The 18,525-nt window shown below is 62.6% G+C and carries 19 protein-coding genes; 11 read left to right on the top strand and 8 right to left on the bottom strand.

Annotated elements, in window-relative coordinates; all coding sequences use genetic code 11:
* Nucleotides 1-4: 4 nt before the first annotated feature.
* The 3 genes from SPHS8_RS11620 to SPHS8_RS11610 form a co-directional block, all read right to left on the bottom strand.
* A complete protein-coding gene (locus tag SPHS8_RS11620; RefSeq protein WP_097092389.1) occupies nt 5-541 on the bottom strand; it encodes a (2Fe-2S)-binding protein in 537 nt (178 codons plus the stop codon).
* Nucleotides 538-1,014 carry a DUF2721 domain-containing protein gene (locus SPHS8_RS11615; protein WP_201515659.1) on the bottom strand — a complete coding sequence of 159 codons (477 nt, stop codon included), beginning with the start codon at nt 1,012-1,014 and terminating at the stop codon, nt 538-540. Before SPHS8_RS11615 ends, SPHS8_RS11620 begins: the two co-directional genes overlap by 4 nt.
* A gap of 238 nt (nt 1,015-1,252) precedes the next feature.
* A complete protein-coding gene (locus SPHS8_RS11610; protein WP_097092386.1) occupies nt 1,253-2,461 on the bottom strand; it encodes an LL-diaminopimelate aminotransferase in 1,209 nt (402 codons plus the stop codon).
* Nucleotides 2,462-2,603: 142 nt separating this feature from the next.
* Here SPHS8_RS11610 and SPHS8_RS11605 point away from each other — a divergent pair, with 142 nt between their 5' ends.
* The 5 genes from SPHS8_RS11605 (at nt 2,604) to SPHS8_RS11585 (ending at nt 8,203) form a co-directional block, all read left to right on the top strand.
* On the top strand, nt 2,604-4,343 hold the full coding sequence (locus SPHS8_RS11605) for a PHA/PHB synthase family protein (protein ID WP_201515658.1): 1,740 nt from the start codon (nt 2,604-2,606) through the stop codon (nt 4,341-4,343).
* Between the two features lie 130 nt (nt 4,344-4,473).
* A complete protein-coding gene (locus tag SPHS8_RS11600; protein WP_201515657.1) occupies nt 4,474-5,319 on the top strand; it encodes a phasin family protein in 846 nt (281 codons plus the stop codon).
* A 144-nt stretch (nt 5,320-5,463) separates the two neighbouring features.
* The gene (gene clpS, locus SPHS8_RS11595; RefSeq protein WP_176502233.1) at nt 5,464-5,832 is read left to right on the top strand and encodes an ATP-dependent Clp protease adapter ClpS; all 369 of its coding nucleotides are present in this window, start codon (nt 5,464-5,466) and stop codon (nt 5,830-5,832) included.
* Nucleotides 5,833-5,944: 112 nt separating this feature from the next.
* Nucleotides 5,945-7,726, top strand: coding sequence for a sensor domain-containing diguanylate cyclase (locus SPHS8_RS11590; RefSeq protein ID WP_201515656.1), 1,782 nt, complete (start codon nt 5,945-5,947; stop codon nt 7,724-7,726).
* A gap of 99 nt (nt 7,727-7,825) precedes the next feature.
* Nucleotides 7,826-8,203 carry a MerC domain-containing protein gene (locus SPHS8_RS11585; protein ID WP_201515655.1) on the top strand — a complete coding sequence of 126 codons (378 nt, stop codon included), beginning with the start codon at nt 7,826-7,828 and terminating at the stop codon, nt 8,201-8,203.
* Between the two features lie 83 nt (nt 8,204-8,286).
* Here the strand turns inward: SPHS8_RS11585 and glpX are convergent, their stop codons facing one another.
* Nucleotides 8,287-9,270 carry a class II fructose-bisphosphatase gene (gene glpX, locus SPHS8_RS11580; RefSeq protein ID WP_201515654.1) on the bottom strand — a complete coding sequence of 328 codons (984 nt, stop codon included), beginning with the start codon at nt 9,268-9,270 and terminating at the stop codon, nt 8,287-8,289.
* 152 nt (nt 9,271-9,422) lie between these two features.
* Here glpX and SPHS8_RS11575 point away from each other — a divergent pair, with 152 nt between their 5' ends.
* On the top strand, nt 9,423-9,737 hold the full coding sequence (locus SPHS8_RS11575; protein WP_201515653.1) for a hypothetical protein: 315 nt from the start codon (nt 9,423-9,425) through the stop codon (nt 9,735-9,737).
* Nucleotides 9,738-9,749: 12 nt separating this feature from the next.
* On the opposite strand, the gene SPHS8_RS11570 is transcribed toward SPHS8_RS11575, so the two are convergent.
* Both SPHS8_RS11570 and SPHS8_RS11565 read right to left on the bottom strand, forming a co-directional pair.
* The gene (locus SPHS8_RS11570; protein WP_201515652.1) at nt 9,750-11,054 is read right to left on the bottom strand and encodes a homoserine dehydrogenase; all 1,305 of its coding nucleotides are present in this window, start codon (nt 11,052-11,054) and stop codon (nt 9,750-9,752) included.
* A gap of 97 nt (nt 11,055-11,151) precedes the next feature.
* Nucleotides 11,152-12,009 carry a hypothetical protein gene (locus SPHS8_RS11565; RefSeq protein WP_201515651.1) on the bottom strand — a complete coding sequence of 286 codons (858 nt, stop codon included), beginning with the start codon at nt 12,007-12,009 and terminating at the stop codon, nt 11,152-11,154.
* 249 nt (nt 12,010-12,258) lie between these two features.
* Here SPHS8_RS11565 and SPHS8_RS11560 point away from each other — a divergent pair, with 249 nt between their 5' ends.
* The 5 genes from SPHS8_RS11560 (at nt 12,259) to SPHS8_RS11540 (ending at nt 15,300) form a co-directional block, all read left to right on the top strand.
* Nucleotides 12,259-12,918: an energy transducer TonB gene (locus tag SPHS8_RS11560; RefSeq protein ID WP_097092376.1), complete on the top strand. Its 660-nt coding sequence runs from the start codon at nt 12,259-12,261 to the stop codon at nt 12,916-12,918.
* Between the two features lie 71 nt (nt 12,919-12,989).
* On the top strand, nt 12,990-13,748 hold the full coding sequence (locus SPHS8_RS11555) for a MotA/TolQ/ExbB proton channel family protein (RefSeq protein ID WP_176502232.1): 759 nt from the start codon (nt 12,990-12,992) through the stop codon (nt 13,746-13,748).
* Between the two features lie 111 nt (nt 13,749-13,859).
* Nucleotides 13,860-14,348, top strand: coding sequence for an ExbD/TolR family protein (locus SPHS8_RS11550; RefSeq protein WP_097092374.1), 489 nt, complete (start codon nt 13,860-13,862; stop codon nt 14,346-14,348).
* A 19-nt stretch (nt 14,349-14,367) separates the two neighbouring features.
* Nucleotides 14,368-14,790, top strand: a complete 423-nt coding sequence (locus tag SPHS8_RS11545) for an ExbD/TolR family protein (RefSeq protein ID WP_201515650.1) — start codon at nt 14,368-14,370, stop codon at nt 14,788-14,790.
* Nucleotides 14,791-14,982: 192 nt separating this feature from the next.
* On the top strand, nt 14,983-15,300 hold the full coding sequence (locus tag SPHS8_RS11540) for a PilZ domain-containing protein (RefSeq protein ID WP_097092903.1): 318 nt from the start codon (nt 14,983-14,985) through the stop codon (nt 15,298-15,300).
* A 24-nt stretch (nt 15,301-15,324) separates the two neighbouring features.
* On the opposite strand, the gene SPHS8_RS11535 is transcribed toward SPHS8_RS11540, so the two are convergent.
* On the bottom strand, nt 15,325-17,112 hold the full coding sequence (locus SPHS8_RS11535; protein WP_201515649.1) for an ABC transporter transmembrane domain-containing protein: 1,788 nt from the start codon (nt 17,110-17,112) through the stop codon (nt 15,325-15,327).
* A 58-nt stretch (nt 17,113-17,170) separates the two neighbouring features.
* Entirely contained in the window at nt 17,171-18,388 is a 1,218-nt protein-coding gene (locus tag SPHS8_RS11530) for a class I SAM-dependent methyltransferase (protein ID WP_236575107.1), read from the bottom strand.
* Between the last annotated feature and the right edge of the window lie 137 nt (nt 18,389-18,525).

Below are 18,525 nucleotides of genomic sequence, written 5' to 3'. Positions count from 1 at the left end.
GCGTTCAGGGTCGGCGGAGCGCGGGAACCGCGCGGGCGGCGTCCTCGGGCGAAACGCCGGGCGGCGGGGCGGCTTCGACCTGCTCCTCGCCTCGCATGACCTTTCCGGCGCGCTTTATGGCGCCGCGCAGGCGGGGGTAGATGCCGCACCGGCAGATGTTGGTGATGGCGGCGTCGATCTCCTCGTCGCTCGGGTCGCTGTTGCGCTTCAGCAGCACGGCCGCCGTCATGAGCACGCCCGGAATGCAATAGCCGCACTGTGAAACATTGTCGGCGGCGAAGACCTGCTGCAATGGATGCCCCCGGTCGGGGGACAGCGCCTCTATCGTGGTGACGAAACGGCCTTCGGTTTCCCTGATCGTGACCTGGCATGACCGCACGGCCTGGCCATCTATATCGACGGTGCAGGCCCCGCAGTCGCCCGTTCCGCATCCATATTTGGTGCCGGTCAGGTTGGACGCGTCACGCAGCGCCCATAGCAGGGGCGTGTCGGGGTCCATGCGATATTGAACCGGGCGGTCGTTCACCGTGAACTTGGTCATGACGCCTCTTCCGCCTCCGCTTCATGGTACAGCACTTCGTTGCGGATATGTATGATCCGCGATGCCAGGCGGATTTCCTGGATGAAAGTGCCAAAGGCAGCAGCCTGCAGCAGCATCGACAGACTGAAAAGGATCGCGATCAGCGTGCCGAGATGCGCGCCGAACAGATTGCCCGCGAACAGCAGGATGACCACCAGGCAGACCGCGCCAGCGGACATTACCGTCAGGAAAATGGCGCTGTTGACGACGCTCATCCTGCGGTCGAGCACCCGGATTTCCGCCACCATCCGGTCATGTTCCCGGCCCCGGCTGACCATGATTTTGCCTTCCAGCAAACGCGCGCGGTCGATAATGCGCGCGAGCCGCCCCACGCAGACGTTGAGGAAGGCGCCGATGCCTGCCAGCAGGAACACCGGCGCGAGCGCCAGTTGGATCGTTTGCGCGACCTGGGAAACCTGCGGAAGGGAGTTCATCGTCTGTCTGTCATCCTGTCGACAAACCAGCGCACCAGCAGGAAAATGACAAGGGCTGAAAGAGGCGCGATCCACAAAATGTGAGCCGCATCATCCTTGCGCCCACAAGATTGCGCATCGCCGCAGTCACCGATCACCGAACCGACGAATACGATGGCGGAAAAGCCAAGGAATGCGATCCCTGCCAGGCAGCCGCACACTCCGCCAAGAATGCGCGGCCGATAGCCTCCGTCCTGATTCAGGCAGCGCCCTTGGCGGGCGTGTTGATGCCCATCGACTTCAGATATTGTTTGATGTTGCGTGCTGCCTGCCGAAGCCGCTGCTCATTTTCCACCATGGCGATGCGGACGAAACCTTCGCCATCCTCGCCATAGCCTACACCCGGAGCGACAGCGACCTTGGCATGGGTCAGGAGCTGCTTGGAAAATTCCAGGCTGCCCATCTCTTTCAGCGCAGGCGGCAGCGGGGCCCAGGCGAACATCGACGCCCTGGGCGCGGGGATTTCCCATCCTGCGCGGCCAAAGGCTTCCACCATCACGTCGCGGCGCTTGTGGTAGAGTTCGCGGTTCTTCTGGACGATGTCTTGCGGTCCGTTGAGCGCGGCGCAGGCCGCCGCCTGGATCGGCGTGAACGCGCCATAGTCGAGATAGGATTTCACCCGTTTGAGCGCAGTGATCAACTGCCGGTTTCCTACCGCGAAGCCGATCCGCCAGCCTGCCATGGAATAGGTCTTGCTGAGCGAAGTGAACTCCACCGCGACATCCTTCGCGCCCGGCACCTGCAGAATGGAGGGCGTCGGATTGCCGTCATAATAAAGTTCGGAATAGGCAAGGTCGGACAGGATCCAGACCTTGTTCTCCTTCGCCCAGGCGACCAGCCGCTCGTAAAAGGCGAGGTCGACCGTCTCAGCGGTCGGATTGCTCGGATAGCCGACGACCAGGATCGAAGGACGCGGCACAGTGAAGGCCATCGCCCGTTCCAGCGACTTCCAATAATGTTCGTCCGGCGTCGTCGGCACCGACCGGATGGTCGCGCCCGCGATGATGAAGCCGAACATGTGGATCGGGTAGCTGGGATTGGGCGCCAGCACGACATCGCCGGGCGCGGTGATCGCGGTCGCGAGGCTGGCGAGCCCTTCCTTCGATCCCATCGTGACCACGACCTCGGTCTCGGGATCGAGTTCGACGCCGAAGCGGCGGCCGTAATAATTGGCCTGCGCCCTGCGGAGCCCCGGGATGCCCATCGACTGGGAATAGCCGTGCGCACTCGGCTTCTGCGCGACTTCGACCAGCTTGGCGATGACATGGTCGGGCGGCGGCAGGTCGGGATTGCCCATGCCAAGGTCGATAATGTCCTCTCCCGCGGCTCGCGCGGCGGCCCGCATCGCATTGACTTCAGCGATGACATAGGGCGGCAGGCGCTTCATGCGGTAGAATTCTTCGGACATTATAGGGCTTTCCTGAAAGGTCTCCATGAGGGATAGTGCGGCCTGCACTTTCGGTGCGGCGCGCCTTGGCTATAGCCCGCAAGGCGGCCTCGCGCCAGCGAAAGCGGCGGATGTCAAGGATGCCAGGAGGAGGAGAGTGGCCATGAAAGCGCAGGACCTCAACGAGCCGCATCTTCCGACGCTGGAGCAGATGCAGCAATGGACGCAAGTGGTGGGCCGGGTACAGCAGCTCTTGCTGGAGCAGGCCGCCGGGGCGACGGGCCGAGCGCTCCCGTTCGACCCTGACGCCGTCGCTCGCATCCAGACCGGCTTTGCCAATGAAGGGCTGGCACTCTGGCAGCGGTTCCTCGATTCAGGCGGCGTGCTGCGCGATGAGCCCGACGCGCCTCCACCCGACAGCCCCGCCGCGCGCAAGGATCGCCGCTTCGCCGATCCGGCCTGGACCAAGCACCCTTTCTACGACCTCATCCGGCAGAGCTATCTGCTGCTGTCGGACTATCTGCTGAAGCTGACCGATGCGGTGGACGGGGTCGATCCCAAGCAGAAGGCAAAGCTGCGCTTTGCCGCCAGCGGCATGCTGGATGCGGTCGCGCCCAGCAATTTCCTGCTGACCAATCCGACCGTGATGGAAAAGACCCTGCAGAGCGGTGGCGAAAATCTGGTGAAGGGCCTGCAACATATGCTGGCCGACCTGGAAAAGGGGCAGTTGACGCAGACCGACGGCACCGTCTTCGAGCTTGGCCGGAACATCGCGGCCACCCCTGGCAAGGTCATCAAGGAAACGCCGCTTTATCAGCTGATCCATTATGCGCCGACCACCGAACAGGTGCTTGAAACGCCGCTCGTCATCTTCCCGGCCTGGATCAACCGCTTTTACATCCTCGATCTTTCGCCGGAAAAAAGCTTCGTCAAATGGGCGACGGATCAGGGGATCAGCGTCTTCCTGCTGTCCTGGAAGTCGGCGGATGCGTCGATGAAGGATCTGCTGTGGGATGATTATATCGTCCATGGACAGATCGACGCGATCGACACGGTGCGGGAATTGCTGGGCGTGCCGAGCGTCCATGCGATCGGCTATTGCGTGGCGGGCACCACGCTCGCCGCAACGCTTGCCCTGCTCGCCGCGCGCGGTGAAGCGGAGAAGGTGGCGAGCGCGACCTTCTTCACCGCGCAGGTCGACTTTACCGAAGCGGGCGACCTCGGCCTGTTCGTCGATGATGAGCAGATGCAGCTGATCGACCAGCTTTCGGCCGGGGGCTTTCTGGACGGGCGCTACATGGCCGCCACCTTCAACCTGCTGCGCGGCCGTGACCTCATCTGGAATTATGTGGTCAACAATTACCTGCTGGGGCAGGATTATCCGCCGTTCGACCTGCTCTACTGGAACGGCGACACCACCAATCTTCCGGCGCGCTGGCACAAAAATTACCTGACCCAGCTTTACCGCGACAATCAGTTGATCAAGCCGGGCGCGCTGACCGTCGATGGCACGCCCGTCGATCTCAGCAAGGTGCAGACGCCAGTTTATGTGCAGGCTGGGCGGGAAGACCATATCGCGCCGCCTGAAAGCGTGTGGAAGATCACATCGCACTTTTCGGGGCCGATACGCTTCCTGCTCGCGGGGTCAGGCCATATCGCAGGCGTGGTGAACCCTCCGGCTGCGCAGAAATATCAATATTGGACCTGCGACGAGTTGCCAGGCAGCCTTGGCGATTTCCTAGCGGGCGCGAAGGAAACGAAGGGCAGCTGGTGGCCCGACTGGATCGAATGGATTCGGTCGCTTGGCGATTCGACGGTGCCCGCCACGGGTGCCCGCATCCCTGGCGAAGGCGCGCTCAAAGCCATAGAGGATGCGCCCGGACGCTACGTCAGAGAGCGTTAAGTCCCTGCATTTGCTGGGAGTGGAGACATTGCCTCCCAGCTCCGCCGGACTTTTGCTGCACTGCACAAAATATTCTTGCGTCAAAGCTGCGGCATGTGTATTGTGCACTGCAGCAACGGAGAATGTTCGAATGGCAGTGACTCCAAAGCCCTCTCGGCAAAAGGCCGTGGTTAAGAAATCCGCTTCGACGCTTTCGGCGGCCGAAGCATTGAAGGCCGCGGAAAGCGCGGTCGGCTCCGAACCTAAGGCGGCTCCGGCAAGCAAGCCGACGGCGCCCAGGAAAGCTGCGGTCAAGAGCAGCGCCTCGGCTGATCCGGTCGCGATCATCGCTGCCACCACGGCGGCCGATGCAGCGCCCGAACCGGCTGCGCCGCCGCAGATCGAACCCGTGCCTGATGCGCCTGCGCCGCTGGTCGAAGAAACCGCTGCCCAAGTTGAACCAATCAAGAGCCTTTCGTCCGAGGCCGGGCCGGTAGAGCCCAAGACGCTGCCTGCCACAGAAGGAACCAAGATGATGAACGACGTGATTGAAACCGGTAAGAAGTTCGCTGAAGAGACCAAGGCCAAGTTCGAAACGGCCTATGCCGACTTCAACGTGAAGGCCAAGGCTGGCGTCGAAAAGTCGACCAAGGCGATCGAGGAACTGAGCGATATCGCTAAGGGCAATGTCGAAGCGCTCGTCGAATCGGGCAAGATCGCGGCCAAGGGCATTGAGACCATGGGTCAGGAAGCGGTCGACTACAGCCGCAAGAGCTTCGAAAAGGCGACTGCCTCGCTCAAGAGCTTCTCCACCGTCAAGACGCCGACCGAATTCTTCCAGCTGCAAAGCCAGCTTCTGTCGAGCAGCTTCGACGAGCTGACCAAGGAAGCCGCCAAGAACAGCGAAGCGCTGATCAAGCTGGCAGGTGAAGTGGCCCAGCCGCTTACCGCACGCGTCACGGTCGTCACCGACAAGGTGAAGTCGCTCGCGGTCTGATCTGCGATCGAACTTCAAAAGGAAGAACAGGCTCCCGCCGCTGTGGTGGGAGCCTTTTTTCGTGGTTACCGCGTCCAGTAGCGCGATGACTCGCCATCTGCGCCCCTTGCCTTGACGTCTGGAATCGCCATATTCTCACCCGTCATGAGCAGCATCAGCACATATCGGGAGAAGATGGCCGGCCGGGACCAGGACGACCAGGGCGAAGGCCCCGGCGGTCCCAATGTCGGCATCGCCACGCGCACCCGCGCGCGCACCAAAAAGCCGTCTCTCTACAAGGTGTTGATGCTGAACGACGATTACACGCCGATGGAATTCGTCGTGCACGTCCTCCAGCAATTCTTCCGCATGGATATGGAGGAAGCGACCCGCGTCATGCTTCACGTGCACCAGCGCGGCGTCGGCGTGTGCGGCATCTTCAGCTATGAAGTGGCGGAAACGAAGGTGAACCAGGTGATGGATTTCGCCCGGCAGAACCAGCATCCGCTGCAATGCACGCTGGAAAAGGCCTGAGCTTCCGCTCCGGCAGGGGCTGATCGGCCTTATATCCCCTGACGCTATGGAGGCCTGCAGCGCCTGGCATGGTTATCATATTTTAAGGATGGATCGCTAGGCAGGCATCGTCATGTCTGCCGCTCTTCGTTCCCCATCTCCCAGACTGGCGCCGCTGATTGCCGGTGTTGCTTATTTCACGATCGCGTCGGTGGCCCTGCTTTGCTCCCGCTTCGAAGGCGGCATCGCGTTCATTTGGGCTGCGAACGCCTTGTTGATGGCCGAACTGCAGACGTCGGAGACACGTTACTGGCCGCGTGCGATCACGGCATGCGGCATCGCCAGCATCCTTTCGACGGCCTTGTTCGGCATGGGGCCGTGGGCGGCCGCTCCGATGGCGATCATCAACATAGCCGAATCGCTGATCGTCGCCATCCTGTGCCGCCGCTTCATTCCCGTTCATCTGAGTGACGGGTCCAGGCGCTCCCTTCTGGTCTTCATCTTCGCGCTTTGTATTCCCGCCAACATCGTCGCCGCGACAGGGGCGGCTCTGGTTGCGTCGGTGCTTACCCCGGTCTCGTTCGGGGCGTCCTGGCTGCAATGGTATAGCGGGCATATTCTGGGCGGCCTGGTCTGCACGCCGATCCTGACGATGCTCCTGCAGGGGCAGGTGAGCGAATGGCTTGGCGAAACGTCCGGCCGGAAGAAGTTGGAGGTGCTGTGCCTTCTCCTGCTCTTCTCGCTCGTCGCCGTTCATGTCTTCTTCTTCGCCCGTTACCCGCTTCTGTTTCTGCTGGTGCTGCCGCTGGTCACGATCGCCTTTCGCATAGGTTCTTTGGGTGCCGCGGCCTCCATCGTGCTGCTCGCGCTGATTGGCGGAGGGGCGACCATGACGGGCCATGGACCGATCGCCCTGATCAGCAGCGACATTGGTGACCGCACGCAACTGTTCCAGCTGTTCCTAGCCCTGAGCTTCCTGCTTGCCATGCCGCTCGCCGCCGAACTGAACGGCCGCCGCCGCCTTTTCCAAACGTTGCAGGCGAGCGAGGCGCGTTACCGCGCCATTGCCGAACATAGCGGCGATGTGGTGTTGAACATCAGCGTCGATGGCATCATCCAATATGCGTCACCCTCGGCTGCCGAGCAGATCGGCTGTGCGCCTGCCTTGTTGGTCGGCCGCGCGGCGGAAATCGTCGTGGATCCTCAGGACCGGGCTGAGGTGAACGGGGCGCATCAGCGCGCGCTGGCGCGGCCGGGGGATGTGCAGACGGTCGAATTCCGCCCTGCTGCTTTCACCGACGGGGCCGACTGGTGCGAAATGGTGACCCGCGCCATGCTGGACGAACAGGGGCTGCCCACGGGCGTCGTCAGCACGATTCGGGACATGTCGCGGCACAAGGCGCGTCAGCGGGCGCTGCAACGGGTTGCGGCGGTGGATACGCTGACCGGGGCGGACAGCCGCTGGGCCTTCCTGGAAAAGCTGGACCAGGAAATCCAGCGGGTCGCGCGCGGCGCCCAGGCTTGCCTGCTGCTGATCGACATCGATCATTTCAAGTCGATCAACGATCGATATGGCCATGGTGTTGGGGATCAGGTGCTTTCCAGCTTCGTGGAGCGGCTGCGTCCGGGCCTGCGCGGCGGCGACAGTATCGGCAGGCTGGGCGGCGAAGAGTTCGCCATCCTTCTGACCGGCGCCGACATCCAACGGGCAAGCATGGTGTGCGAACGGCTACGGGACATGGTTTCGGAGCGGCGGATCAGTACGGTCGGCTGCGAATCCGTCATCGTCACCTTCAGCGCCGGGCTTGTGGAACTGAAGGGCAGGGCGGACCGGGCGGGGCTGCTCGACGCTGCGGACAAGGCGCTCTACCGCGCCAAGAACAGCGGCCGCAATTGCCTGCGGCTTGCCGCCTGACTTTTCCGATTCCGGCGTCCGCTATGTCCTGAAACAAGCTCATATTTATGCAGATGATATGTTGTAACTTCATCTGGTCTGGCCTATGTAGTGGCCACCATGCCGATCAGCATCCGCTCCAGCCTTTTGAATGGCCGCCTAGACCGCGCCGCGATCGCGCTATCGGGCCTGTGCGTTGCGCATTGCATCGGCACCGCCGTGTTGCTCGGTCTTCTCGCTTCTGCGGGCGGCATTTTTGAAAATCCGCTGTTCCACGAGGTCGGCCTCGTGCTCGCGATCATGCTGGGCGCGATCGCGCTCGGTCATGGCGCTATGAAGCATGGTTTCATGATGCCCGCCGCGATCGGATCGCTCGGGCTTGGCATCATGGCCGGTGCGATGACGCTCGACCATGGCTGGCAGGAAAGCGCCTATACCTTGCTGGGCGTTGTGACGCTCGCCCTCGGCCACGATCTTAATCACCGCGCTGGACGTTAAAGACTTCAAACAACAGGCCTGATCTGCGAGCAGAAAAAAAGGGGGCGATCTGCCCCCTTTTTCTATTCATTCATGCATTCCGCTCAGAAATGCTTGCGATCCACATGATGCTCGCCCTTCACCCAGCGGACGGTGCCGGTGCTCGCGCGCATGACGACGCTGTCCGTGGTCAGCTTGCCGCCCGGCAACCGCTTCACTCCTGCCAGCAATGACCCATCGGTCACACCGGTCGCTGCGAAAATACAGTCGCCTTTCGCCAGTTCCTTCAGGTCATAGACCTTGTCGAGATCGGTGATGCCCCATTTGAACGCCCGCGCGCGCTCGTCATCGTTCCGGAACAGGAGCTTGCCCTTGAACTGCCCGCCGACGCAGCGAAGCGCGGCGCAGGCGAGCACGCCCTCGGGCGCACCGCCCGATCCCATGTAGATGTCGATGTTGGTTTCAGGGTTGGTGGTCGCGATCACACCGGCCACGTCGCCGTCCGGGATCAACATGATGCCGCACCCGATCGCGCGCAGTTCCCCGATCAGCTTCTCGTGGCGGGGCCGGTCGAGAACGCAGACGATGATCTCGTGGGGATCGACGCCCTTGGCCTTCGCCACGGCCTCGACATTTTCCTTCACCGACTTGTTGAGGTCGATGATGCCGTCGGGATAGCCGGGGCCTACCGCCAGCTTTTCCATGTAAACATCAGGAGCGTTCAGCAGGCCGCCTTCTTCCGAGATGGCAAGCACCGCAAGGGCATTGGGCCCGGCCTTCGCCGTGATCGTGGTCCCTTCCAGCGGGTCGAGCGCGATGTCGATCTTCGGGCCTGAGCCGATCGCGTTTCCGACCTTCTCGCCGATGTAGAGCATCGGCGCTTCGTCGCGCTCGCCCTCGCCGATGACCACGGTGCCATCCATGTAGAGGTCGTTGAATGCCATGCGCATCGCTTCGACAGCGGCAGCATCAGCCGCCTTTTCATCGCCGCGTCCAATCAGCTTCGAGGCGGCGATGGCGGCCGCTTCGGTGACACGCACCATCTCAAGCACCAGGACACGATCGAGAACTGAGCTAGCCTGCACCATGATAATCCCTCTGCTGTCTCTTTGTGATCAGCGCGATAGGAGGTCCTCCTTGGCTTGTCGACCCATCCAGCGGACATGATCCCGCTTTTCGCGGCGCCAATGCAACGGAAGGTCGTCTGCGGCGTTGGGCGGGCTAATCAGGATAAAGGGTCGTGATGATGATCGCCGCGCTGCTTGCCGCCAGCTTCGTTCAACCTGCAATCATCACGGCGCAGCATAGGGTACATGGTTCAGCACCGTGCTTGGCGTCTCCGCAACTGTGCGCTTCGGGATCGTCCCCATCGGCGCGGCTCAAGGGCGATGCCATGGCTCCAGGGCCCGATAACAAGATGAGCGCCTACCGCTTTGACGCGCGCCCCTGCCGGATAATCGGCAACATGGGCTGCCCCAAACAAGCGCGGTTGCGGCTGTTCCGCTTGGGTGAACCTTTGCGCGATACGCTCATGCGCAGCTTCGGGCCGCCTTGACGCGCAGGCTCTTTAGTCGAGTATGTGCATGACCATCGGCGTTTGAAGCACGCTATCCGACCCTTGGAGCCGTTCCAGCGTGCTGCGGACGCACCGTTCTTCGCCCGCATGCGTGACGATCGCCATGAGCACGCTGTCGTCGTGGCTGGCGCCGCGCTGGATCATGCTCTCTATAGATACGCCTGCATCACGCGTTGCCGCCGCGATTTCGGCGAGCACGCCCGGCCGGTCCTGTACCTTGAACCGCAGATAGCTGCGGCCGATGCGGGCGCCTGCGTCTGCCGCGGGCTGCTGCGCCAGTGCAGCGACCGGCATGGCAAGCGCATCGCCATACTCATCGCGTGCCACGTCGATGAGGTCCGCCACCACTGCCGAAGCCGTCGGGCCGTCCCCTGCGCCCCGGCCCTGGAAGAAGAGGCGGCCGACGAAATTGCCTTCCGCGACAACGGCGTTGAGTGATCCGTCGACATGGGCGAGCGGATGGTCGAGTGGCACCAGCATGGGATGAACCCGCTGGAACAAACCCCCGGGACCATTTTCAGCCATGCCGACCAATCGGATACGATAGCCCAACGCCGCTGCTTCGGCGATGTCGGCGGCAATGACGTGGCGGATGCCCGTCACCGCTACATTGCCAAAGTCCAATTCAGTACCAAAGGCGAGGCTGGCAAGGATGGTCAGCTTGTGCGCGGCGTCGACGCCATCGATATCGAAGCTCGGGTCGGCTTCGGCATAACCCAGTTCCTGTGCTTCCTTCAGCACATCATCAAAGCCGCGCCCTTCCTTCTCCATTGTGGTCAGGATGTAATTGCAGGTGCCGTTGAGAATGCCATAGACGCGGCTGATCTCGTTGGCGGCCGCTCCTTCGCGCAAGCCCTTGATGACCGGGATGCCGCCCGCGACGGCCGCTTCATATTTGAGCGCTATCCCGGCCTTTTCCGCCAAAGCCGCCAGATCCAGCCCATGATGGGCCAGCATGGCCTTGTTCGCGGTGACGAAGGGCTTGCCGGCAGCCAGGCACTGGCGGGCGAGGGTAAGCGCGGGGCCGTCGGCGCCGCCGATCAGTTCGACTACGACGTCGACATCTTCCCGGCCGGGCAGGGTGGTCATGTCGTCCACCCACTCATAGGGCAAGAGGTCCACCCCCCGATCCTTGTTGCGGTCACGGGCGGAAATGGCGACGATCTGGATCGGGCAACCTGCGCGGCGGGCAATCAGGTCCGCGTTCGTCTGCAACAGCCGGATCACGCCACCGCCCACCGTGCCGAGGCCGACAAGCGCGACGCGCAGCGGGGCATGGCGGTGCAGATTGGTCATGATGTTGGCTGTCCTCAGGCTGATATGAAGCCGCGCTGATAGCCGCCAACGCGCTGCTGTCCAAGCAAAAGGACATGTAGCGCGCGTGGGACGGCCATCAACCGGCTGTTCTGGTGCGCCCGCAATTGCCTAGCGACTGGATGACGAAAGCGTAGTCCGCGCGCGCCTGCTCTGCGTCGATCGGCGCGAGAGCCTTGACCGATGACATTGGCAATGTCGCTGGCAAGCTGCATGCAAGTCGATACCAGAGCAGGCTACCGGAAGCAGGGGGACGCGCTGCTTCATCGACGATTTCGCCAAGCGCGACTGCCCATCTGGGATCCTGCCCCGGGCGCCGGAGAATCGAGAGCGACACGGGGTCTCCAGTGGCCGTCCGCAGGAAAATCTGTGTCTCGCCCTCACCGGCGACGGTCCCGGCAACATGGAATGCGTCGCCGATGCCGAGAATCCTGGGCGGAGCCTTCGTGGCGACAAGTTCAGACAGGATAGCCTTCACCTGCTGAATGTCCGAAGGCGTTGCAAATATCTGGGCGTCGCGGGCCACAAGCTGAATTTCGCCCGGCCGGGCCGCGGGTCGGGCAAAGAGGATGACCTGCGCTTTCTTGAGCTTGGGGAGCTTTCCGCGCGCGGTGAGGGTGGCATCATAAAGGTAACGAACGCGCGGGCTGATTCCCCCTTCACCGCGAATCAGTGACTGAATTTCGGCTTCGACATAGACTCGTTTTTGACCGGTAGGGACATTTTGAGCGGCTTTTTGGGGTAGTGCAATTATGCTTCGGATGCGTGCGACCGCGACCAGCGGCGCAGCGTCGGCCAAGTCCGCAAGATCAGCATAGGACAGAGTGGCGGATTCGGTCGGCTGGCTCGTTTGAGCCGCCGAAACCAACGGAGATGCGGCCAAAATGAGGCATGCTGCAGCAGCAGTCTTGAAGGTCATGGAGGATTTTCTTTTCATGTTCGTCCTGCCTAAAGTCATCCGTGACAATGTTGTCACAGGCAAGTCATTCTGTTTTAAAATGCTCATCGGAAATCAACCTATCGATAAAGCGTTTGCGTGCCACGATGCGCCGCGATAGGAGTTTCGACGGTAGCAAATGCGCGGATGGGGGCCAAAGGTGGCCAGGGACGACCTGGTCAACTGGGGCCGCTTTTGGCTTGTTTGCTTATAACAATGGTAAGTTGAGTTAAGGAGTGTCGTTGCCGAATGGCCTATGCTGACCACTCGCAAGGATCGAGTCGCACGATCTCGATTATCATCGTCGCCCTGATTCACGCTGTTCTGGGTTATGCCTTTGTTACCGGCCTTGGCATGAAATATGTCAAAAAGGCGGCGGAACAGCTGAACGTGATCGACGTGAAGGAGGAACCGCCGCCACCAGACGAGGAGCCGCCGCCGCCGCCGCCAGACCAGCCGGTCGAACCGCCGCCGGTCGTCGCGCCCCCGCCGATTGTTCAGACGCCGGCTCCTGCGCCGCCCATCCAGACGGTGCGTACGCCGCCGCCGGTATTCAACCCGGTGCCGGTTGCGGCTCCGCCGCCGCCTGCTCCGCCGCCGCCGCCAGCCGTTCCGGCTTCGCGCGCTACGCCGCGCAGCTCGCCGGGCAGCTGGCTCAGCGATGCCGACTATCCGAGCCGCGCACAGCGCGAAGAGCGTTCGGGTACGGCTGGTTTCCGGCTTGAGATTGGACCTGACGGTCGTGTCACGAGCTGCACCATCACCTCTTCTACGGGTCACCCCGACCTTGACGAGGCGACGTGCCGTCTCCTGCCGCGCCGTGCGAAGTTCAAGCCCGCTACGGCAGCCGGAGGCGGACCCATGTCCGACACCTACAATGGTCGCATCACCTGGCGACTGCCTGAATAATTGTAACGGGAAGGCTGGCGCTGCTGCCGCCTTCCCCTTTTATTGATCCTTTTGAGAGGGAAGTCTTGAAAATGTTGATGTATCTCGCAGCAGCTGCGGCGCCCAAGCCGGAAAATCCCTACGGCCTCATGGAAGCCCTGGAGCAGGGCGGCACCATCGCATGGACCGTGTTCATCATCCTGGTCGCCATGTCTGTCGGCACCTTCTACATCCTGTTCACCAAGCTGATCGAACAGCAGAAGGTTCTCAATCAGGGCAAGAAGGTTCGCGCGACCTTCTGGCGCGCCGCGACCCTGAAGGAAGGTTCGGCCAAGCTCGAAAAGAACTCGGCATACAAGCAGATCGTCGACGACGGCATCAAGGCTCAGGAAGAACACACCAAGCTGACCGACCCGGTCGAAGCTCATGACTGGCTGCACGGTTCGCTCGCCCGTTCGGAAGCGTCGATCAACTCGAAGCTCGGCGGTGGCCTGGCGTTCCTCGCGACCGTCGGTGCGACCTCGCCGTTCATCGGTCTGTTCGGTACGGTTATCGGCATCTACCGCGCGCTCATCAAGATCGGTGCTGCCGGTCAGGCATCGATCGACGCCGTCGCCGGCCCGGTCGGTGAAGCTCTGATCATGACCGCGCTGGGTCTGGCCGTGGCCGTTCCCGCGGTGCTTGCCTACAACTTCCTGCAGCGCCGCAACAAGTCGATCGCCGAACAGCTGAATGGCTTCACCGTCGATCTGCTGGCTCACCTGGTGTCGAACGGCGCCGTCAAGCCTTCGTTCGCGACTGCCCCGGCTGCACCTGCTGCCAAGCCGGCTGCTGCTCCGACCAAGGCCTGATTGGGTCAAGGAGCCGGTGCGGGATAGTGGACGGCTGCGACTGCTGCTCCCCACCGGCTATGGGCCCCAAATGATGGGGCACCATCGACACGCATGTTAGGAAATTAATCAATGGCAATGAGTGTTGGCTCCGACGGCGGTGATGAAAAGCCGATGTCCGACATCAACACGACGCCGCTCGTCGACGTCATGCTGGTGTTGCTCATCATCTTCCTCATCGCGGTCCCGGTCGTCGTCCAGACGGTTCAGCTGCAGCTCCCCAAGGTCGCGTTCGAGCCGACGACGACGAAGCCGGAGAATGTCTCGCTGTCGATCACGCAAGCCGGAGACGGCAGCTGCGCGGTTTACTGGAACCTGACCAAGGTGTCTTCGGACGAGTTGCTCGACCGTGCGGTCGCGAAGCTCGAAGCGGACATCAAGAAGGCGGGCGGCGTTGAAAACCTGACGCCGGAGGATCTGCCTGAAGTGCATATCCGCGGCGACATCAATACGCCCTACCGGTGCATCGGCGGCACCATCTATACGATGCAGCGCGCCGGTTTCCCGAAGGTCGGCTTCATCTCCGAACCCGAACCGGGTTCGCAGACGCAGCGGCTCTAAGTTTTAGGAGTATCGCCCCATGGCAATGAGTGCCGGAAAAGATGATGGCGAGCCGATGATGGAGATGAACACGACGCCGTTGATCGACGTCATGCTCGTTCTCCTCATCATGTTCATCATCACGATCCCGATCCAGACCCACGCGGTCAGGATCGACCTGCCGCAAAACGCGCCGCCGACCGACAGCGTTATCGACCCTGTCAAGAACAAGGTCGCGATCGATGCCGGTGGTATCATCACCTGGAACGGTTCGGCCATCGACCTGCTGACCCTGCGTCAGTATCTGCAGCAGTCGCTGCGCTTGCCGGTCGAACCCGAATTGCAGTTCCAGCCTAACGCGGCCACCCGTTATGTGGTCGTTGATGAGGTGCTTGCGGAGATCAAGCGCGCTGGCGTCACGAAGCTGGGCTTCGTTGGCAACGAACAATATGGAAATTTCTAAAGGCTGGCTACGCCGCCGCCGTCTGGCCGGGAATATTCGACTTCCCGTTTCCGGGCGCGGGCTGGGGTGACGCAATCAGCTTTTGGCAATTGATCAAGGGTCGCTTCGGCGGCCCTTCTTTTTTTGCCCGCTCATCTTCAACACTTCTTAACTGCAATCAGCGACAATGCGCCGCAAGGGACGCATCTGACCATGGGCGCAGAAATTCACATTGAGCCGAGCGCAAACGGCAGCCGCCTATCGGAGCGGCGCTATGTCCACGTGCCAGTAAAGGTGAGGCGGCCGGGTGAAACCTGGTTCAAAAGCCGCGTCGCCGATCTCTCCGTCAGCGGTTTCCGGTTGCAGAGCTTCATGAAGCTTGCTGCGGGCGATTGCCTCTGGGTGATGCTACCGGGTTTCGAAGGGCGCCGTGCCCATGTCCTCTGGACGCGTGGCCACGAAGCAGGTTGCCAGTTCGAACGGCCGCTCCACCCCGCCATCCTCGATCATATCGTGCGGATCAGCGACTAGTCGAGCGGCGAGTGGTGGAAGCCTTCAGGCCGGCGCTACATCTTGAAACTGAAGGCTCGCCAGCCGCGCGTACAAGCCCTTTTCCGCCATGAGCGCGGCATGGTTGCCCTGCTCGACGACCCGGCCTCCATCAAGCACGATGATACGGTCCGCAGCACGCACCGTCGCCAAACGATGGGCGATGACGATCGTCGTCCGGCCCAGCATCAAACGCGTCAAGGCGTCCTGCACCAGCCGCTCCGACTCCGCGTCCAGAGCTGATGTCGCCTCGTCCAGCAGCAGGATAGGCGCATCCCTCAGCAGAGCGCGAGCGATCGAAAGCCGCTGCCTTTGACCTCCGGACAGACGAGCACCCCCTTCGCCCAAAAATGTATCAAGCCCTTGCGGCAGCGCGCGCAGAAAAGTCTCGGCATTCGCGGCGCGCGCGGCGTTCCAGATCTCGTCGTCCGACGCATCCCACCGGCCAAAGCGGATATTGTCCCTGGCGGAGGCAGCGAAGATCACGCTGTCCTGTGGCACCATCGCCATCATGTCGCGAACGGCTGCCGGATCTGCTTCGGGCAGGCGAATGCCGTTCAACCGGATTTCGCCCGCATCAGGATCATAGAAGCGAAGGGCCAGTTGGATCAGCGTCGATTTGCCAGCCCCTGACGGTCCGACGATCGCAACCGTCTCACCCGCCGCGATGTCGATCGATATGCCGTGCAGGGCCGCCTCGTCAGGCCGGGTCGGGTAGCTGAAATGCACATCATCGAATTGGAGGTTGGCGCCCGTTGGAAGCTGAGGGATTCGCCGGGGTGACGTGGGCGCGACGATGTCGGGCTTCGCCGTCATCAACTCATGCAGGCGGCTTGCAGCGCCCGCGCCTCGCAGCAGGTCGCCCCAGGTTTCGGAAAGCGCCCCGAATGCGCCCGCGACAAGGCCGCCTGTCAGAACGAAGGCTGCGATGCTGCCTCCTGACAGTCGGCCCGCAGCGACGTCGAGCGCGCCTTGCCACATCACCGCAGTGATCGACCCAAAGACCAGCGCGATGACCACGGCGGTCATGGCGGCGCGGAGGAGGATGCGGCGACGGGCCGTCGCAAACCCGGCTTCGACGGTTGCGTCGAAGCGCGCGGATTCGCGCGATTCCTGCCCGAATGCCTGAACGATCTTCATGGCTCCCAGCACTTCGGCGGTGACGCTGCCGACGGCGGCAAGCCTGTCCTGGCTTGCGCGGGAGAGCAGGCGGACGCGGCGGCCGAGGCTGATCATCACGACTAGGATGATGGGGATGCCGAGCACCAGGAGCCCCGCCAGCTTGGGCGCCAGCGCGAACAGGTAGATGAGGCCGCCGATCCCCGTGACCAGATTGCGCAAGGCGACGGACACGGTGGAGCCGACGATCTGGTCGATGATGGCGGTGTCGGCCGTCATGCGCGACGCGATCTCCGACGGGCGGTTCTCTTCGAAAAAGCGCGGTTCCAGGCGCAGGAGATTGGCCTGGGTTGCCGACCGGATGTCGGCAACCACGCGCTCGCCAAGCCAGGACACGAAGTAGAAGCGCGCCGCCGTGGCAAGGGCCAGGATCAGCACGATCAGCAGCAGATATTGAAACCACCGGCTGATATCGCCACCGCCCATGAAGCCGCGGTCGATGACCAGGCGGAAGCCGCTGGGAATGGCGAGCGTGGCGGCGGAAGAAATGATGAGCGCGGCGAGCGCGGCTGCGATCCGTCCGGGATAATGCGAGGCAAAACGCCACAGCATGGCGAGGCTGCCAAGGGACGAACGCGCGCCGCCGCGCGGCATGGATTGTTCCGCATCTTGCATGCGCGCGCGCTTAGCAGCCCGGGGCGCAAGCCTCAACGAGGATCAGTGGAGCGGGGGCTCAGCTGGCGGGCGTGATCTCCGCCGCCAGCGTCATGATGCGGCGGGCAGCGGTGCGGCCGGTAAGAGCGTAGGCCATGTCGCCCGCTTCCCAATAAGCGATGATGTCGGTCGCGCGCCGGGCGATCAGCGGCCGCGCTTCGGCAGGGGTTTCCGCCTTGTCCGCGAAGAAAGAGAGCTGTTCGCCCGCCGGTGTCACGAGAGATATGGCAATGGCCGGACTGTCCGGTGTCGGGAAAAGCTGAACGTCAGTGACGCGCCAGCTGCGCGGGAAAGAGGGTAGGATGATGCCGGTCGAACGGCGTATCTCCTCGCTGTTGAGGGTCGCGCTCTCCACCTGGGACGCCATGTTCTGGCGCAACAGGCCGGCACGATGGGACGCGGCGGCTTCGTCAAGGAAGGGACTGGCCTGAGCCGCCTGCGGAAATTCGCCCAGCGCGCCCCTCGCGATCCAGCCAGTCGCCAGCAGGGCGGCGATAGCGGCGGTCCGGCGTAGATGTTGCCAGCCGCGTCCGCTTTCATTGTCGTTGGCGACAGGAATCGACATGTCTCGCCTGCGGCCCACCAGCGTCCCTTTGGTGCCGTCATGCATCAGGCGGAAATCGATGTGTGGCCAGCGCTGGCGCCAGCGTTGCGCCACGATCCGTTCGCCCGGCCGTGCCGCATCATCCAGCAGGACAACGGCGTTGGGCGACAGCCGTGCAAACAGGCTGTCCGCTGCGCCCCGCACCAGTGGGTGAACGGACCATGGCGGCCCGTCGATGATCAGAAGGTCGATGCGCTCGGGCAGATCGTCCAGCGCATACCAGCGACCCGGCCAATCGCTGCTTTCCGATGCCAGCGGCGCGTGGCGCAGATCGGCGTGGAGGCCATGGTCGGAAAGCCAGGTCCGGGTTGCGTCAACAAAGCCGCCATGCTGGTCAAAGCTGGTCAGACGGCCGCCGCCATGCATCGCCAAAGCCTTTGCCGCGATCAAGGTGGACGCCCCTGCGCCCAGCTCCACCACTTGGGCGGGCCGCAGACGCGCTATTTCCCTGACGATATGCCGCAGAAAACCGACATCCGCTTTCCAGCTGCCGAGATGCGGGAGCGCGTCATGCGGCAGCTTGAGCTCATCCAGCAGGGCGCGTTTGTCAGCCTTGCGGCCGCCCGACAGGCTGGCGAGCAGCCAGGGCCAACTGATGGCGCCGAAGCCGATGCGCCAGGCAAGGTCCGACATGCGGCTTTGCGCTGTCCCGGCTTCTTGCTCGGCCAAAGAAAGAAAACCAGTCAACTCACGGGAGGTCACGATGCACCCATCCTCATATTAGAATTCGGCGGGACTATGCGGCGCTGCGCGATTTTCGCATAGAGCCT

The sequence above is a fragment of the Sphingobium sp. S6 genome (assembly GCF_905120495.1).
GTDB classification, from domain to species: domain Bacteria; phylum Pseudomonadota; class Alphaproteobacteria; order Sphingomonadales; family Sphingomonadaceae; genus Sphingobium; species Sphingobium agri.
Note: the sequence above shows the minus strand (reverse complement) of the source record. Positions and strands in the feature narration are given on the sequence as shown.

What these genes read in the sequence shown, in the direction of transcription:
- SPHS8_RS11620 (WP_097092389.1), bottom strand. Translation starts at nt 541, where the DNA reads ATGACCAAGTTCACGGTGAACGACCGCCCGGTTCAATATCGCATGGAC.
- SPHS8_RS11615 (WP_201515659.1), bottom strand. Translation starts at nt 1,014, where the DNA reads ATGAACTCCCTTCCGCAGGTTTCCCAGGTCGCGCAAACGATCCAACTG.
- SPHS8_RS11610 (WP_097092386.1), bottom strand. Translation starts at nt 2,461, where the DNA reads ATGTCCGAAGAATTCTACCGCATGAAGCGCCTGCCGCCCTATGTCATC.
- SPHS8_RS11605 (WP_201515658.1), top strand. Translation starts at nt 2,604, where the DNA reads ATGAAAGCGCAGGACCTCAACGAGCCGCATCTTCCGACGCTGGAGCAG.
- SPHS8_RS11600 (WP_201515657.1), top strand. Translation starts at nt 4,474, where the DNA reads ATGGCAGTGACTCCAAAGCCCTCTCGGCAAAAGGCCGTGGTTAAGAAA.
- clpS (WP_176502233.1), top strand. Translation starts at nt 5,464, where the DNA reads ATGAGCAGCATCAGCACATATCGGGAGAAGATGGCCGGCCGGGACCAG.
- SPHS8_RS11590 (WP_201515656.1), top strand. Translation starts at nt 5,945, where the DNA reads ATGTCTGCCGCTCTTCGTTCCCCATCTCCCAGACTGGCGCCGCTGATT.
- SPHS8_RS11585 (WP_201515655.1), top strand. Translation starts at nt 7,826, where the DNA reads ATGCCGATCAGCATCCGCTCCAGCCTTTTGAATGGCCGCCTAGACCGC.
- glpX (WP_201515654.1), bottom strand. Translation starts at nt 9,270, where the DNA reads ATGGTGCAGGCTAGCTCAGTTCTCGATCGTGTCCTGGTGCTTGAGATG.
- SPHS8_RS11570 (WP_201515652.1), bottom strand. Translation starts at nt 11,054, where the DNA reads ATGACCAATCTGCACCGCCATGCCCCGCTGCGCGTCGCGCTTGTCGGC.
- SPHS8_RS11565 (WP_201515651.1), bottom strand. Translation starts at nt 12,009, where the DNA reads ATGAAAAGAAAATCCTCCATGACCTTCAAGACTGCTGCTGCAGCATGC.
- SPHS8_RS11560 (WP_097092376.1), top strand. Translation starts at nt 12,259, where the DNA reads ATGGCCTATGCTGACCACTCGCAAGGATCGAGTCGCACGATCTCGATT.
- SPHS8_RS11555 (WP_176502232.1), top strand. Translation starts at nt 12,990, where the DNA reads ATGTTGATGTATCTCGCAGCAGCTGCGGCGCCCAAGCCGGAAAATCCC.
- SPHS8_RS11550 (WP_097092374.1), top strand. Translation starts at nt 13,860, where the DNA reads ATGGCAATGAGTGTTGGCTCCGACGGCGGTGATGAAAAGCCGATGTCC.
- SPHS8_RS11545 (WP_201515650.1), top strand. Translation starts at nt 14,368, where the DNA reads ATGGCAATGAGTGCCGGAAAAGATGATGGCGAGCCGATGATGGAGATG.
- SPHS8_RS11540 (WP_097092903.1), top strand. Translation starts at nt 14,983, where the DNA reads ATGGGCGCAGAAATTCACATTGAGCCGAGCGCAAACGGCAGCCGCCTA.
- SPHS8_RS11535 (WP_201515649.1), bottom strand. Translation starts at nt 17,112, where the DNA reads ATGCAAGATGCGGAACAATCCATGCCGCGCGGCGGCGCGCGTTCGTCC.
- SPHS8_RS11530 (WP_236575107.1), bottom strand. Translation starts at nt 18,388, where the DNA reads ATGTCGGACCTTGCCTGGCGCATCGGCTTCGGCGCCATCAGTTGGCCC.